At 67.2% G+C, this 16,328-nt stretch carries 9 protein-coding genes; 1 reads left to right on the plus strand and 8 read right to left on the minus strand.

The annotated features are described in order from the left end of the window. Together AC07NS_RS12845 and AC07NS_RS12850 are read right to left on the minus strand one after the other, a co-directional pair. Complete coding sequence (locus tag AC07NS_RS12845) at positions 1–1,614, minus strand: AAA family ATPase (protein ID WP_494603724.1); 1,614 nt, start codon at positions 1,612–1,614, stop codon at positions 1–3. A 48-nt stretch (positions 1,615–1,662) separates the two neighbouring features. Next, positions 1,663–2,304 (minus strand): hypothetical protein, encoded by a 642-nt coding sequence (locus AC07NS_RS12850; protein WP_494603726.1) that lies wholly within the window; start codon positions 2,302–2,304, stop codon positions 1,663–1,665. Positions 2,305–2,543: 239 nt separating this feature from the next. Between AC07NS_RS12850 and AC07NS_RS12855 the strand changes: the two genes are divergently transcribed. Beyond that, the gene (locus AC07NS_RS12855) at positions 2,544–4,028 is read left to right on the plus strand and encodes a DNA cytosine methyltransferase (protein WP_494603728.1); all 1,485 of its coding nucleotides are present in this window, start codon (positions 2,544–2,546) and stop codon (positions 4,026–4,028) included. Here the strand turns inward: AC07NS_RS12855 and AC07NS_RS12860 are convergent. The 6 genes from AC07NS_RS12860 to AC07NS_RS12885 form a co-directional block, all read right to left on the minus strand. Then, positions 4,025–5,008, minus strand: a complete 984-nt coding sequence (locus tag AC07NS_RS12860) for a PD-(D/E)XK motif protein (protein WP_494603730.1) — start codon at positions 5,006–5,008, stop codon at positions 4,025–4,027. The genes AC07NS_RS12855 and AC07NS_RS12860 overlap by 4 nt on opposite strands. Continuing rightward, on the minus strand, positions 5,001–7,358 hold the full coding sequence (locus AC07NS_RS12865) for a Z1 domain-containing protein (RefSeq protein ID WP_494603732.1): 2,358 nt from the start codon (positions 7,356–7,358) through the stop codon (positions 5,001–5,003). The genes AC07NS_RS12860 and AC07NS_RS12865 overlap by 8 nt, the downstream gene beginning before the upstream one ends. Then, on the minus strand, positions 7,358–9,445 hold the full coding sequence (locus AC07NS_RS12870; protein WP_494603734.1) for an ATP-binding protein: 2,088 nt from the start codon (positions 9,443–9,445) through the stop codon (positions 7,358–7,360). Before AC07NS_RS12870 ends, AC07NS_RS12865 begins: the two co-directional genes overlap by 1 nt. Before the next feature lie 1,038 nt (positions 9,446–10,483). After that, positions 10,484–13,336 carry a TonB-dependent receptor plug domain-containing protein gene (locus AC07NS_RS12875; RefSeq protein WP_494603736.1) on the minus strand — a complete coding sequence of 951 codons (2,853 nt, stop codon included), beginning with the start codon at positions 13,334–13,336 and terminating at the stop codon, positions 10,484–10,486. A 259-nt stretch (positions 13,337–13,595) separates the two neighbouring features. Beyond that, a complete protein-coding gene (locus AC07NS_RS12880) occupies positions 13,596–14,495 on the minus strand; it encodes a substrate-binding domain-containing protein (protein WP_494603738.1) in 900 nt (299 codons plus the stop codon). Positions 14,496–14,521: 26 nt separating this feature from the next. Continuing rightward, a complete protein-coding gene (locus AC07NS_RS12885; protein ID WP_494603739.1) occupies positions 14,522–16,063 on the minus strand; it encodes an acetolactate synthase large subunit in 1,542 nt (513 codons plus the stop codon). Positions 16,064–16,328 lie beyond the last annotated feature (265 nt).

Genomic DNA, 16,328 nt, shown 5'->3' on the forward strand with positions numbered 1-16,328 from the left:
TCAGCGCCTCGACGATCCGAGCGCGTGTCCCCTGGCGCAGCTCCTTGAGCCGCTCTGCACGCACCACCCGCCGCTCACGAAGATAGTCGGCCACGGCTTCCCCCTGAGCCGCTGTACCTCGGAGCTGCCAACCGGCAGCGCCTCGGCGATCTCCCGCTGGAACCAGGCGATCGAGCGTGCCGCCTCCGCCGGAGGGTCTCCCGCCCCACTCAGCAGCCTTCCGATCCGGGCGAAGTTGAACTCGGCGATGGGCCGGTCGGTCGAATGGAGACTGAACAGGTCCGACGTCAGCAGTTGCTCGACGGTGAGATAGTCCAGGGAAGGCAGGTCCGTCAGAGCTTCGACATACGCCGGCAGTCCAAGCTGCGAGACCGTCGGATCGGCTCCGCGGCGCAGCGCCACCACCTCGCCCCTCTCCATCCCGCGCAGACAGAGCGGATCGTGAGTGGTGACGATGAAGGTGACCTGAGGCAGCGCTCTCCTGAGCCCTCTCATGATCCGGATCTTCCAGCGCGGATGCAGATGGGCCTCGACCTCGTCGATCAACACGATGGCTCTGGCGTTGGTGAAAGTGTCGAAGACCTCGTCGTCCATGAGACCCCGCATCACGTCGCAGACCATGGCGAGGACCGAACGAAACCCTGAGGAGACCACGGACAGCGGCGTGCGACGCGCCACCTCCTCGCCATCGGGTCCGGGCTCGCTGGTCACGACGAAGACCCGCCCGCCGCGCCTCTGCACGACGTCAAACGGACCATGATAGCTGAGGATGTCGTGGAGCGCTCGGATGACCAGGTTGAAGCGGTCCGCGCGAAGGCTGACCCGCCAAGCCTCCGGGTCGGGCAGGAGATGATCGGTCTGGAACAGAGTGGCGACGGGGCTGGCTCGCGTCCATTCGCCCTGCCCGACCAGAAACTGTCGGAACGCGCCGTAGGCGAAGACCGGCGGCAGGTCCTCGCGTCCGTAGGTCTTGAAGCCTTCCCGGCCCACGGTGACGATACGAGTATCCCCGTCGTCGAAGTTCAACTCGATCTGCGCCTCGCGGACCACGCGACGAGGTCCGTCGGCGACCTGGACTGGATCCATCACGAGCCCTCGGGGATCGACCCCGAAACGGCGCGTGAGATCGTCGATCATGGGGCGCTCGGCAAAGCCCAGCGCCAGGGCCTCAAGGACGGAGCTCTTGCCCACCGCGTTCTCGCCCAGGACCAGCAGCGACGGCTTCACCGGGAGCCAGCCGTCGCTCTCGCCCTCTATGGCTGCGGGAGGCACACCTCGAGGCATCTCGATAAAGAGCTCCTCCACCCCCTTGAAGCGATACAGTCGGAAACTCACCAGCAACCGCTCGTCGGCTGTCGTGCGGCGCTCGCGTCGCGCTTGCGACGCCGCCCGACGCCCCTCAGCCCCGTCGACTTCCTTGGTGGCCTTCTGCGCGGCCTGCACTTCGCGGATCAGTTGGAGCAGGCGCGTCCTGGCGCCCGGAGTCTGCCGCAGCTCCATCACGAAGCGGCGCAGCCTGTCCGGGTCTGCGTGATCGCCACCTATGGGGGCCAGGATCTGCCGCAGGAGATTGGACCACGCCCCGCCGAACTCGATGGTCTCGAACGACAGCATCTCCAGGTCGGCGTCGGGCTCGTCGAGCTTGCGCAGCAGATCGGCGCTTTAGGCCTGGAAGGCGCCGCGACGTCGCCCCCTCAGATCCTTGCGAGCCAGACGGAACTGCCTGATAGTCTCGTCGCCGGACATCGTGTGGCCGGCGACGCCGCCATCCATGCGGAACTGGATATGCACCGCAGGATCTCTGTCCCCGCAGGGATCGAGCAACAGTGGCTCCTCTTCGATCGCCAGACCCCACGAGCCGCCCCCTCGCTCAATGTAGGCCGACATCGTCCGTTCGTCCGGCACGTTGGCCCGAGAGCCGCGCACCGGAAAGCGGGTGGGATCGCGGGGGTAACAGGCTTCGCAGACCGGCAGAACGTTCTCCCACGCCTCGGCCAGCCATCCGTAGTACAGGTGGCTTTCACCGCGGCCGAGGACCGGGGAGGCTTCGGTGGGAGGCCGGAAACGGTGCGGTCGGGTTGTATCCATCGCCTCGCAGAACGCGCACTTGCCATGGAACAGGCGGGACAGCGCCCCCTCGACGTCGGGCCTCGCCAGTGACAGGCCGCCGGCGGGGGACGGGGTCTGTGCGCGGATCTCAGGAGCAACGGCGAGCCACGCCTGGAACGCGACGCGGGCCGCCCGGGCCTCGGAACCACGAAGAAAGGCCGGCGAGGGCGTTCGCCGACGGTCGAAAAGCATCATGGCGCGTCCCCCGACTCGAGGGGCCCATTTCAACGTCTCTCTGTCGCTTGACGCAACTGTTAGGTGTAGACTGATGCGAGACGCAATCGCAGGCGACCGTACCGTGACACGACCGGCCGCGGCAGCCTGTCGCCCGCCCCGCGCGTAGGGGGAGCCCCCTCCCTCTCCGTGTGTGGTAGTCATTCGCAGAGAGCCGCCGAGTCGCCACAAACCGTCGGAGGACGGAGAGTCGAAGACCCATGAACGCAATGTCGAACTTCAGCACCGACGATACCATCCTGGCGGCCAAGCTCGAGCGCCTGCGCGCCGGCGCGGCACCGCGCGTGTTGGACCTGTTCGCCGGTGCCGGCGGTATCAGTCTGGGGTTCCACCGCGCCGGGTTCAGCATCGAGGGCGCGCTCGAGATCGATCCGCTCGCGGCCTTGACGCATGCGACCAACTTTCACGGCCACCTGTCCGACGAGGCGTTCGAGGCTCACGCTCGTCCACGCGACATGACCCGGATGGAGCCGGCCGATCTCGTCGCAGAACTCGGTCTGGGCCCTGTTCCGAACGCTATCGACGTCCTGGTCGGCGGACCGCCCTGTCAGGCCTATGCACGGGTCGGTCGCGCCAAGCTCCGGGAGGTCGCCGCCCATCCCGAAGCCTTCAAGGTCGATCCGCGCGGCAACCTTTATCTGCGCTATCTCGCCTACGTGCGGGCCTTCCGACCGCTTGCATTGCTCATCGAGAACGTCCCGGACATCCTGCACTACGGCCACCACAACATCGCCGAGGAGATCGTCGAGGCGCTCGACGCGCTCGGCTACACGGCGCGCTACTCGCTGATCAACTCGGCCTTCCACGGCGTGCCGCAGATGCGCGACCGGGTCTATCTGATCGCCTACCGCAAGGAACTCGATCGTACCGTCAGGTTCCCCGCCGCCACCCATCACTTCCAGCTGCCGCCCGGCTACCAGGGCACACGGGCCGTAGCTCTGCGCTATGTCGACCGTCTGGGCGCGGCCGGCTACGCGCCTCCGGATCTCGGACACGACGGCCTGCCCCAACCGGTAACGGCGAGCGAGGCGCTGGGCGACCTGCCGACGATAGACGGCCGCTCGGTGTCGCGTGGCACACGCCGGTTCAACGAACTGTCGGAATACAAGTCGGACGTGGCGCCTTCGGGCTACGCGGCCACGATGCGGACCTGGAAGGGCTTCTCATCCCCGGACGGCGTATGGGACCACGTGATCCGCGCCCTTCCCCGCGATCACCATACCTTCGCCGAGATGCGGCCCGGTGCGGAGTATCCTGAGGCCCACGCCACCGCCGTAAAGGTGGCCGAGCGCATGGCGCGCGAACGGGGCCTGTCGACCGACACGCCGGAATACGAGGCGTTCAAGGCGCGGATCGTGCCACCGTACGACGTGACCAAGTTCCCCAATCGCTGGTGGAAGCTGCGGCCGGACTTCCCGGTCCGCACGCTGATGGCCCACCTGGGCAAGGACACCTATTCGCACATCCACTACGACGCGGCGCAGGCTCGCACGATCTCGGTGCGAGAAGCCGCGCGACTGCAGTCGTTCCCCGACGGCTTCGCCTTCAGCGGCACCATGAACCCGGCGTTCCGGCAGATCGGCAACGCGGTCCCACCGTTGATGTCATTCGCGCTCGCCCAGGTGATCCGGGAGGATCTCGAGGCGGCCGCCGTCGCTGCGCCGCTCGTCGCGGCACCGCGCTAGGACGCGGCGGCGTCCTTGACCGCCTCGATGATCTCGTCGAGGCCGACGGCCGGCAGGTTGGCGAGACTGACCGTGTAGCGCACGGCGATCACACCGTTCGGAGGACGGAAGGTCTCGGGCAGTCGCGGGAAGTGGTCATCCACCTCGTGCAGCGAGGCCTCTCGCAGCTCGAACCTCACTAGCTCGCCCGAACGCCGCATCTCGTCCGACCAGTCCAGACGGGAGAGCTTGATCAGAAAGTCGTCGACGGCACCCGGATCGTGTCGGATGGAATCGATCACCTCGTCGATCAGCGTGGCCAGCGTTACGGCTCCGCCGATCGTCTGCTCGAGCTGCACGGAGACCAGGAACAGACGCCCGCCGGCAGACGGCCAGAGCTGGTCCAGGCGTGAGATCTCGTGTTCGTGACGACTGGCCCGCGTAGTCTTGACCTCAATGTGCACGCGCTCGACGACGAAGTCATGGCGCTCGCTCTCCGGCCCGCTCCACCGCAGGACGGCGTCCGGGCCTAGAGCCGGAAGGAGCACGCGCAACAGCACGATCAGTTCGCCCACAAGACCCACCTGCACGGCGCGGCTCATCTGCAGCCGGGTCGGTTTCCAGGCGGACTGCCACTGGCGGATGATGGAAGCAACCGCCGACCAGGGCTCGCGCCCCTCGACGTGCAGGGCCTGGACGAGGTCCCTGCAAACGGGAGTGAACACGCGCTCGTGCGGCGCGGTGGCCGTGACGTCCAGGAGATCACCCATCGCGGTGACGCGATGACGGACCCGCAGTCCGTTTAGGTCGGGGATCTCCTGCCCGGAAGGCCCGCTCTCGAGGGGAAAGAGGAGATGGAGATCGCCATCGGGGTCCATGCCGAGCAGCAGCGCAGTCTCGACGCCATCTACCTGGACCGGCCGGGTGACGAACTCTCCGTCGACCACGGGCCTTGCGGCGCGCAGCTCGGCCCAGATCTCGGACGTGGGTTCGTCAACCACCGGCGACCCCGCGGTTGACGATGCTGCTGCGCGCGTCGTCGGCCGTGCGCGGAAGGCTGAGCGCCAGCGCGACGACCGCGTCCTGACCGCTGACCCCGAGCGGCCCTGGATCGAGCGGATAGACGATCAACAGGCCCTGCGTGGCCGCGCGCGCCGCGCGCATGGCCTCGGCGTCGTAGTTGCCGTTCTTGCGACGGAACGCCTCGGCCCCGCCGGGGAGGTCGACGCCCTCGTGACGGGGATCGATCAGGATGCCGATGCTTTCCGAGCTCGTTCTGCTGCGGCTGACGACCCCGGTGGCGAGACCGCCGACGCTAGTCTGCGCGCCCTCCCGGGAGCCGGCGACGAACACCGACCAGGTGAGGAGCTCGCCGGCGGCGACACGTTCCATGATCCAGTCCGCTATCGCGTCACCACGGAACACGACGACGTCATCATGGGTGCGGTAGAGGCGTAGGTAGTCGCAGACGATCTCAGGCGGCACGTCTTGCACGAGCCAGCCGCCGGACACCTGACGGGCGCGTCCCAGCCCCAGGACGAAGCGTTCGGTCAGCAACCGGTTGGCGGCCATGCGACCGCTGTCGCCGAGGGGCAGGATCACCGTCTGCGGGTGCTCGCCCGACCAGGACTCACGCACCTCGGTGGATTGGCCGGCCTTGTTTCGCGCCGTCAACAGCAGGCTGCTGTGCGCCCTGAGCCGGATCGCCATCTCGTCGGGCCGGCGGCCTGCGCGGGCCAGGGCCCGCAGCGCGTCGCGCAACGACTGCTCGACCAGGGCCAGCTCCGTGAACCAGTGGGCGATGCCGTCGGTCGTCCAGATCCTGATGAGGTCCTCGTAGCCGGTCCGGAAGCCGTACCAGCGCGCCATCTGCAGGAGCGTGTCGGCCATGTTGGTGGTGCGTAGGAAGTAGGAGACCGTCAGCCCTTCCAGCGTCAGTCCCCGCGAGAGCCGGTTGCCTCCGACAGCGACCAAGTGGCGGGCCACGCGGCGACCATAATCGAGGTCCTCGCCGGCCACGCTATTGAGCTCGATGACGTCGAGTTCGGCGAGAACTCCTTCGGCGCGGGCGATCACGACGGGCTCGTCGGCGGGAAGGTCCACGCCGGCCAGATGTCTCCGAAGGATGTCGCTGAAGAGATCGCCAAGGTCCTGGCCGTGGCGCAGCGCCTCGCGCCAGACGTCGCGCTGCTCCAACAAGGCGCCCGCGATTTTGGCTTGGTCGCTCGTGCGCGAGCTGACGTGCACAAGCATGGTGTGGGACTGACCGGAGAGGTCTCCGCGCAGCTCGCGGATCGCCCCGGCCAGACAGAACGTCAGAAAGGCGTCGGAGAGGGAGTCCGGGATCAGTGCCAGGGCCGGCCCGACCGTGAGGCCGGCGCTCCTCCTGGCGCGGGTGGACTTCAACAGGCCCACGTCCTCGTCCGCGACGGGTCTGAGCACGTCGCGCCCCTGCGCCGAGACGCCGAACAGCTCCTCGGTGCCTGTGTAGCCTTCGGGACGCGGCAGCTGGAGGGCGAAGTCCCGTGGGAACAGGTCCTCGCCGACCTCCCGGTCCAGAGCCTGGGGATCGATGAAGACGTTGGCGAACGGGGTGGCGGTGTAGGCGACGTAGCTCGCGCGGGGTAGCAACCTCAGCGCTTCGCGCATCAGCCTGTTAGTCGGAGACGGCGCAGACGCGCCGTCCTCGGCCACGCCTTCGTCCAAGCTGGGATCGGCAGGGCGGTTTCCGCGGGTGTTGATCGAGGCTTGGTCGGCCTCGTCGTCGATGACCAGCGCGGCCATGCCCTCGAGCCAAGGCTCGCCCTGAGCGAGAAAGGCGTTGAGCTTACGCAGGACGTGGGTGTTCTTCTTGATCACCATCAGGAAAGTGCCCGGCCCGGCCAGGGCTCCGGCGTCCCCGCCCTTGAAGTCCTCATCGGTGCTGGTCAGAAGCGTCCACCCCAACGCCGCGGGGTCTCCTCCAGGCTCCAGACCGACCAGTTCGCGTTCCAAGCGAGTCTGGGTCTGGTTGCGCAGGGCGTCGTGGATCCCCGAAAGGACGATGACGAGACGATAGCCGGCATCGACGGCGCGCGCCGCCACGGCGGTGTAGTTGGCCGTCTTGCCGCTCTGGACGTAGCCTACCACGAGGCCACGCCCGCTGAAGGGCGCGTTTGTCATCGGGTCGCGTAGATGACGTGTGACACGCAGCGACTCCGCGGCGAGAGAGGCGATCTGCTCGGACTTCCAGCGACCACCGTCCTGCAGCCGGCGTTCCAGACGCCTCCAGGCGAGCCAGTCCCCCTCCCCGAGCCGATCGGTCCAGACCGGCGCCGAGGGGCGAGTGGCCAGGATGCGAAGCTGGGACATCAGCCCTCTTCGTCGCCGCGTAAGAGGTGCTCCTGCAGACCCCGCGCGTCGAGCAGGGCGAGGAAAGCCGCCAGATCGGCCACCCCCTCGGGATCACCGGCCACACGTCCGGCCAGGGCCTGGAGCTCCGGCAGCTGGCCACTGATCTGCAGATCGCGACCGCCCGTGAGATTCTGCGCGTTCTTCCAGGCGAAGAGCGAGGTGGTGACTGGCTTGAGCGTCACCGCGGGCCTCGGTGGCGACGAACTGGGCGGCGACGCAGTACCGACATGTCCGGCGACCGGAACGGGCGATGGTGACGGGAACGGCGCCCAGATCGGCGCGCTCCCCTCCCCAACGCTCCCATCGGTGGCCGAGGGTGCGCTCGCACCGTCTTGCGGCGCTGCGGGTCCAGGCGGTTGCTTGACCGAGGGACCTGACGGCGGCGCGGGGGCTGGAACGTTCTTGCGGCTGTACTTGGCTTGGCTGGCCTTGCGCGCGGGAGCCGCCAGCTTCTTGATCTCCTCCTGCAGAAACGACGGCAGGTTGACGGACCGCTTGGTGATGTTGATGTCGAACAGCGTGTCGAGCTTGCTACCGAACGAGACGACGACGCGCGCCAGCTTGGTCTTCTCGTCGTTGGTCGACCACATCTGATGCCACCCGCCCCATTTGATGAGGCGGTCGTTGCGATAAACGAAGAGACCCTGGGACTCATTGCGCTTGCCATAGAGACCGGTGCGCGCCAGGGCGTCGTTGACCGCCTCGGGCCCTTGCTGCCGGTGATGCTGGCGGATCTCGTCCTCGGACGGCATCACGAACGGCTGGACAGTGACGATCTCGTCAGTGGTGGTCGTCGGCACACGGATGGACTTGGTGTCGTAGGGATCGACCAGTCGATGCCCGACGGGGTTGTTGGGTTCCACGGCCTTGCCATTGATGCGGATCGTCACCTTCCGACGTCCCACGACCCGGCCCTCGAGGAACCGGTGGAAGACGAGCGACAAGTGCCTGTCCAGGTCGATGATCTCCGCGGAATACGGGGAGGTTCCGGGCACGGCTGGACCGGTCATCGGCGGTTTCATGTCCTTCCAGAGAACCGCGGTGCCTTGTTCGCTCAGACGCGTGGCGTCGGCCTGCCATGCCTCTAGAGGTTCGTTGGTGGCGAGCCAGTCGCCCAGATTGTTCTTGTCCCAGGTCAGATGGGAGATCAACCCGTCCCGCTTGCGCGAGACGACGGTGAACACGCGGGCCTGGGACCAGGAGGCGCCCTTCAAACCGTAGCCGAACTTGCCCAGACTGTTCTCGTCGTAGGAGACCTCGCTGCCGAGCGTCATGGCCTCGTCGAGCTCAGCCTCAGTCATCCCCCAGCCGTTGTCGACAACGCTCAGCCACCGTCCGTGGCCGCCGTTGGGCTCGGAGAACGTGATGTCGATCTCGGTGGCCTCGGCGCCGATGGAGTTGTCGACGATATCCGCCACGGCGCTGGAGAGCGTGTGCCCCGTGCCACCGATGATCTCGGCAAGGCGCTGGGGCCTGGGCGGCAGGTGCTTTCCGCCCGGACCGGGCGCGGCGGGCGCGGCCGTGATCGGTGTCTTGTGGTCCGGCGGTGTGAACATGTCGGGGCGCAGCTCACCAAGGGCCTCGCGCACGCGATCACCCTCCTCTCCATGAAGGGCGATCATGCCGGCGGTGGTCAGGCGCGAAGTCGCGCCGTTGGCCAGCACCAGACGGGTGGCGGGGTCGTCCTTGGGGAGGACCACCCACGCGCCTGTGGCCACCGCCCGGCTCGCGTCCACCTCCATGGCGAACAGACACCCCTTCTCCACGAAGGCGTAGAGCCGGTCCTGGGGACAGTTGCCCTCGAGCCGCCAGTTCTTACCCTGGCGAGCCAGCCAATGGGCTTTGGTCTGCGGTCCCGTGTCGGTGTCGTAGACCAAGCTTAAGGGGATGCGATCACTGTCGAGCGCGGTCGGGAACACGCGATCGACGACGTCGCTGTCGAAGTTGATGGCGCGCTGCTTCGAGCCCTCCTTACCTTGCCGGCGATATTCGTGGAACATGCCGAGCTCGCTGTGGGTGAGCACGCGCAGGATGACAAACTTCATGCTCTTGTTCTTCTCGCCTGCACGCCCCGAGCGACGACTCCCCAACTATATGAGGTGACGACGATCCACGGCAACCGGAACGCACATGCCACAGGCGCGACTTTAGCGAGGCTCATGGCCCTCGCGGGCAAAAGATAATTCGCACCGGCGCAGATCGACCCAACAGCGTCGCCGAGGAGTCATCGTCAGCCACGGAGGATGATCCCGTGACCAACCGACGGTCACCTTCGCGGCCTCATGCAACACTACTGGAGCATCGGCTTGATCGAACATCGCTCGCCGAATGCGGACGTTCGCAACTTCTCTGATGAGTCAGGTACGGACGCCCCCCCAAGACGGTGCCTGTGGCGCCTCCCTAACGCGCCCCTGCTTGCCAGTTACTTGCCAGAATGAGCTAAAATCAGATCGAAAAGTTCGTCACGAAACCCCATAAGACCCTATAAAATATAACGATTTTCCGCCCGCGTGGAACTCGTTCACACCGAGGGGGGCGCAGGTTCAATCCCTGCAGCATCCACCATTTTCCTTCTTTAAATTCAATAAGATAGAGAACGCCGGTCTGGCGTTCGACCGACCCTGCGCAAGATGTTCCACACGGTTTCAACGCTTCCGCCGCCTGTGCGTTGAACGGAACCCGAGGACAGCGTCCAGGCCGCGCTCTCGCATGGAGAGGCGCCGATCGCGCAATGATGCGGCCAACCTATTAGTTTGTCGTTCAGCGCGATAAGTTTCGCGCACGGCCACGGCCCTCGCCGGCCCGCCCCGTTGCTTCGCCCGCGCCTTCCGCGCCTACTTGCGAAAAATACGAGGGTTGGAAGTGTCCAGGACAATTGCCACGACGGCGCCCCGCGCCTCGATTTCCATGCGTTCGCCGGCGCAGAAGCCCCCTCGCCCGCAAGTCGCGCGCCCGGCCTCCGCCTGGACGCTCATGCTGGCCTCGGCCGCCTTCTGGTTCGAGGGTCACCCCGTCGGCTGACCCCTCCTATTTCTCATGACGTGAAACGGCCGGAGACGCTCTCCGGCCGTTTTCGTTCGTCTCTACATCTTCAGCCGCGCGCCGATCGTGAAGTAGCGCCCCATGACGTCGTCGCCGATGGCGTAGCCGTCGCGCAGGCCCGCCCGCGTGCCGTTGAGGGCGTAGGCCCCTGGCGGCGGATCGGCGTCGAACAGGTTCTGGATATTCAGGAAGAAGTCCGTCCGCCCCGCCCGGGTGTCGGCCTGGTAGGTCAGGGTCAGGCTGGTGGTGGCGAAGGCGTCGATCTTGTTGTTCGCCCAGATCTGCGACGGGTCGCCGCCCAGCTTCATGTCGTCGCGCCAGCGCTGCATGACGTCGACCGTCAGGTTCTCCAGCGGCTGGAAACGGGCCAGCGCCGTCAGGCGCAGCGATGGACCGGCGGCCGCGCCCAGCGGACCGAAGGCGACCCCGCCCTGGTCGGTGGTCGTGACCCCGGGCTGGCGGTAGTAGACGTGCGGCTGGAAGGCCGCCAGGAAGCGCAGCGAGGCGGGCCGGTCGAAGGCCGTCGTGGCGTAGTTGACCTCCAGGTCCGCGCCCCAGGTCTCGACCTGGGCGATGTTGTAGTACTTGGTGTACCAGCGCTGCACGACGTTGGAGGCGCTCTTGTCGGCATAGCCGTTGAGGCGGTCCTGCAAGGCGCAGAACGGCGAGGTCCCGCCGCTGTCGTAGCAGGCCCGCTGGTAGGCGGCCGTGGCGCCGTTCACTTGGGTGACCGCGTCCTTGACGGTGATGTGGTAGGCGTCCAGCGCCACCGAAAAGCGCGGGATCGGGCTCCAGACCACGCCGAAGGTGGCGGTGTCGCCGATCTCGGCCTTGAGGTCGGGGTTGGACAGATCGACCGAGGCCACCGTCGGGCTGAGCCCCGTCAGCAGGTCCTGGGTGCTGACCGGCACCGAATTGACCGGGGCGAACAGCTCGTAGAGCGTCGGCGCGCGGATGTCGCGCGAGCGGGTGCCGCGCAGGCGCACGGTGTCGTTCAGTCGCCAGTCGAGGCCCAGCTTCCAGGTCCAGTAGTCGCCGCTGGTGTCGTAGCTGGTGAAGCGGGCCGCGCCGTTGATGCTGAGCGAGCGGATCAGCGGCAGGTTCTCGGCCAGGGGCACGTCGGCCTCCAGCGCGGCCTCCTTGACGGTCTGGCTGACCTTGGGGCTGCCGGCGAAGGTCTGGGCCCACAGGGCTGAACCGGCGCTGCAGTTGTAGCGGATGCCCGTGCAGTTCACGACGTCGGCCGGACCCGCGTCGCTCGCGGATTCGAAGCTCAGCTTGCGCCACTCGCCCGACAGCGCCATCCCGACCGGGCCGGCCCAGGTGCTGAACGGCGAGCCGTCGATGTGGCCCGACACCGAGTCCATCACCGTTCGCGCGGTGTAGTGGGTTTCCTGGAAGACGTAGTCGATGGCCTCCGCGCTGGCGGCTGTGGGGCCGAAGACGTTCAGCGGCGCGCAGCCCTGGGCCAGGCTCGGATTGGTCAGGGTGACGTTGCAGACGATCTTGCCGCTGGACGGATCGACGACGGCGTCGAGGGCGGCGGCCAGGCGCTGGTTGTTGAGGTTGTTGGCCAGGGTCGTGCCCAGGCGCGTCTGGCCGCGGGTGAAGTCCAGGCCCCACTTGTAGTCGCCGAGCGAACCGTTCAGCCCGCCCATGTAGATCCACTGGCGGGACTTCGACCGCGCCTCCAGCCGGCCGCCGCTGCTCATCAGCTCGCTGAGGCGGAAGGTCGACTGGTTCGCCCCGGCCAGCTGCGCCTGGTAGGTCGGAGACAGGAAGGCGTTGGTCGAGCTGAGCGTGATGTTGGTCAGCCGGACATAGTCGGAATAGTTGGCGTTGGTCTTGAGGTTGCCGCCGACCTGCAGGTAGCCGTGGACGTTGTCGGTGAGGTCGTAATCGACGCGACCAAACAACTGGTGGCCCTTCATCGGCGCCAGCAGCGAGGAGTCATAATAGCCGCCGTCGCCGCCGACCTGGAGGGCCGCCGAACCGGTTGCCGTGCCCGGAACGAAGGCCCGCAGGGTCCCGTTGCTCGCGAAGGTCTGGCCCGACAGCACGCCGCTGGTGATCAGGCCGCCGAACGGAAAGCCGGCCTGGCGCAGGTCGCTGTAGAGCACATAGGGGTTGGCCGCCGTGCCGGCCCCGGCCACGCCCCAGACGTTCATCCAGTCGCGGTCGGAGCGGTAGGCGATGCCCTTCTCGTCGCGATATTCGTAGCTGGCCTCGACATGGCCGCGGCCGCCGGCGAAGCGGGTTCCGGCGGCGAGGCCGACATCGATCTTTTCGCCGTCGCCCTGCTGGGAGACGCCGGCCTGGGCCAGCATCTTCAGGCCCTCGAACTTCTTGTCGACGATGTAGTTCACCACGCCGGTGACCGCGTCCGAGCCATAGACGGCCGAGACGCCGCCGGTGACGGTGTCGACCCGCTGGACCAGCATCTGCGGGATCAAATCAACGTCGACGACGCCGTTCAGCAGGGTCGGCGGCACACGCAGGCCGTCCAGCAGGATCAGGGTGCGGTTGGCGCCGATGTTGCGCAGGTTCAGCTGGTTGGCCGAGGCGTTGCCGGCCCCGACGCTGCCGGTGGAAGTGGGATTGACCCCCGCCCCGCGGGAGCCGGCGAACACCGGCAGGACATTGAGGGCCTCGGCTAGGTTGCCAGGGGCCGCGCGCAGCACGTCGTCGGCCTGGACGACGGTGACCGGTGACGGGCTGGCGTCGCCGTTGCGGATGACGCGCGAGCCGGTGACGACCACGGCGTCGACGGTGGTCTCGACGGTGTCGCCGGCGGGCGGGGTTTCAGGCGGATTGGTCTGGGCGAAGGCCGAGGTGGCGAGCGCGAGCGCGCTGACTCCGGCCAGAAAGACGGCGGTCCTTCCGAGGTTCTTCATCGTTCCCTCCACGCCGTATCCGCTGTCCGGTCGGCCTGTTCTTATGGTTCGCCGCGTTCATTGACGCAGCGTCAGGAGGATGACGCGCCTTCGGCTCGCTCGATGATTGCTTTACCGGGCAGGCCTATTCATTTTTCGCCGCCGAGACCGGCCGGAATCTCAAGAAATATTCTGTGACGACTTCACAACGACGAACGCCGGCGCGTCCGGACCGCGAGGTCCGGGCGCGCCGGCGTCGAAGAAACCGAGATAATCTGGATCAGGCGCCGAGGCTGGCCGTGAGGTCGTCGAAGAGCTCATCGACCGACAGCTTGCGCGGGATGATCTTCTGGTCGAAGGCCCAGTCGATGGCCAGCTGCAGGCCCTTGCGGTTGGCCTCCAGGCCGAACGGCGGATAGACGGCGGGCGGGCCGCCCTCGGTCAGGGCGCGGCTCTCGACGATCATCCGGTAGATCTCGCGGACCACGTCCGGGCGCTGCTTGGCGACATCCTCATGGACCACGAAGATGTGGTTGATCGGCACGACCTGCTCGCGCTCGAACCAGGCCTTGGCGGCGTTGAACGGGTCCGGCACCAGGTACTGCACGCGCGGATCCTTGGGCAGGTCGACGCCCTGCAGGGTGGCGGCCAGTTCGCCGTCCAGCATCATCTGGCCGATGTCCGAGCCCTTGGGCAGGCGCACGCAGTTGGCCGGATCGGAGTATTCCTCCAGGTGCCCGTCGCCGGTGGTGCGCCAGGTGACCTTGTCCAGATCGACGCCGTACTCGTGGCGCAGCACGCCGCGGATCCACAGGCCGGTGGTCTGGGCGTAGGTGCGCACCCCCACTTCCCTGCCCTCGATGTCCTTGGGGTCGAGGTGGCCGAGTTCCTTGTTGAAGCCGGCGCAATGGTGCTGGAAGCGACCCGAGATCGGGGCCGGCAGCAGCACATAGGGCTTTCCGTAGCACTTGGCCTGCAGATAGGTGACGATCGCCAGTTCGCCGGCGTCGTACTGGTTGCGGCGAACCATGTCCTTGAAGCCGTTGTGGGCCTGTTCGGGGCCACAGAAGTCCAGGGTGACAATGTCGGACGTCACCCGGCCGTCCTTCATGGCCTTGGTCACCGGATAGTCGGCCAGGTTGGTCTTCAGGGTCAGCACTTCGGTCGCAACGTCGCTCATGACGCGGTCCCTCCCGGTTCGTTCTTTTAGAGTTTGACTTCGATCAGCACCGGGCCCGCCTCGCGGGTGGAGTTGATCATGGCCTGGGTGAAGTCTTCCGCCGTCTCGACGCTGACCGCCGGCACGCCCATGCTCTTGGCCATGGCGACCCAGTCGATGGTCGGATTGCCGATGTCGATCATCGACAAGGCGCGCGGCCCCGGCGCGGCGCCCGCGCCCATGTTCGAATATTCGGCCTTGAGGATGGCGTAGCTGTTGTTGGCGAAGATGATCGTCGTCACCGGCAGGCCTTCGCGGGCCTGGGTCCACAGCGACTGGATCGTGTACATGGCGCTGCCGTCGCCCACCATGCAGAAGGTCCGGCGGTCCGGGCAGGCCATGGCCGCGCCCGTCGCCACCGGCGTGCCGTAGCCGATCGAGCCGCCCATGTTCTGGATGGTGTCGTGCGGCCGCGCCCCGGCGGTCAGGCCCATGGACTCCCGGCCGGTGGTCAGGGACTCGTCCACCAGGATGCAGTTCTCCGGCATCGCGTAGCTGAGCGCATGAGCGATGCTGACGGGGTTCAGCGCGCCCTGCGGGGCCGCCTGCTCCGAGCGCGCCTGGAGGACTGGATCGGTCTTCAGCGCGCCCAGGGCCTGCGCCAGCATCTCCAGGCCGAGGATGCTGTCCTCGTCCTTGGCGACCAGTTCGTGCACCTGGCAGCCGGCGGGCTTCAGCACGCTGGGCTTGTCGGGATAGCTGAAGAAGGCGATCGGCTCGCCGGTCTCGACCGTGACGATGTGCTTGAAGCCGCTGAGGAAGGCCACGGCCTGGTTCACGGCGTAGGGGATGCGTTCCAGCGGCGTGCGGCCCGCGCCGCGCTCGATGCGGACGCTGAAGAACTGGGTGGCGATGCGGCAGCCGGTATTGGCGGCGACGCGACCAGCGAGCTCGAGCGAGCGGCCGCGCATGGACTTGCCGCCGAAGATGATCAGGGTCGGCTCGCCCGACCGCAGCACCTTGGCTATGTGCTCGACCTTGTCGGCCGGCGGGGCGCGGCGGGTCGGCTCGCGCTTGGGGAGCTGCGGAACCTCGCCCGCCTCGCCCCAGCTGGCGTCGCCGGGCAGGATCAGGGCCGAGACCAGGCCTTCGTTGGCCTTGGCGACCGCGGCGGCGGTGTCGGCGGCGATGGACTCCGAGCCGTCGGTGGTGCGCACCCAGTGGCACAGCGGCCGGGCCAGGCCCTGGATGTCGGAAGTCAGCGGCGCGTCGTACTTCAGGTGCGAGGCGGCGTGCTCGCCGATGATGTTGACCATGCCGACGCCGGCGCGCTTGGCGTTGTGGATGTTGGCCAGGCCGTTGGCCAGGCCCGGCCCCAGGTGCAGCAGGGTGGAGGCCGGCTTGTCCTTCATCCGGGCCCAGCCGTCGGCGGCGCCGGTGGCCACGCCCTCGAACAGGCACAGGACGCTGCGGATACGGGGATTTTCCAGCGCCGCCAGGAAGTGCATTTCCGAGGTGCCGGGATTGGCGAAGCAGACCTCGACGCCCTGGTCGGCCAGCGTGTTCACAAGGCTTTCGGCGCCGTTCATGGTCACTCCCCGTTCCCCGGCGATTACGCGGCCGGGTCTTGTTCGATCATGGGAAGTTGAGACCACGGCGGAGGGGGCTGCCTCCAATCCAATCGGGCCGGAAAGTGATAGATTTCCGGATGTTCTCTGAACCAACTCCCTCCTCGACCGTCATTCCTGCCCTTGTGGCGGGAACCCCTGGTTCAGCTAATATGTGAGGCGCAAGCGACGTGTTTCAGCACGTCGCCTCACTCGCATCTGCGGCCGATAGAGGGTTTCCCGCCAC

This window comes from Caulobacter sp. GW821-FHT10A10 (assembly GCF_059415745.1).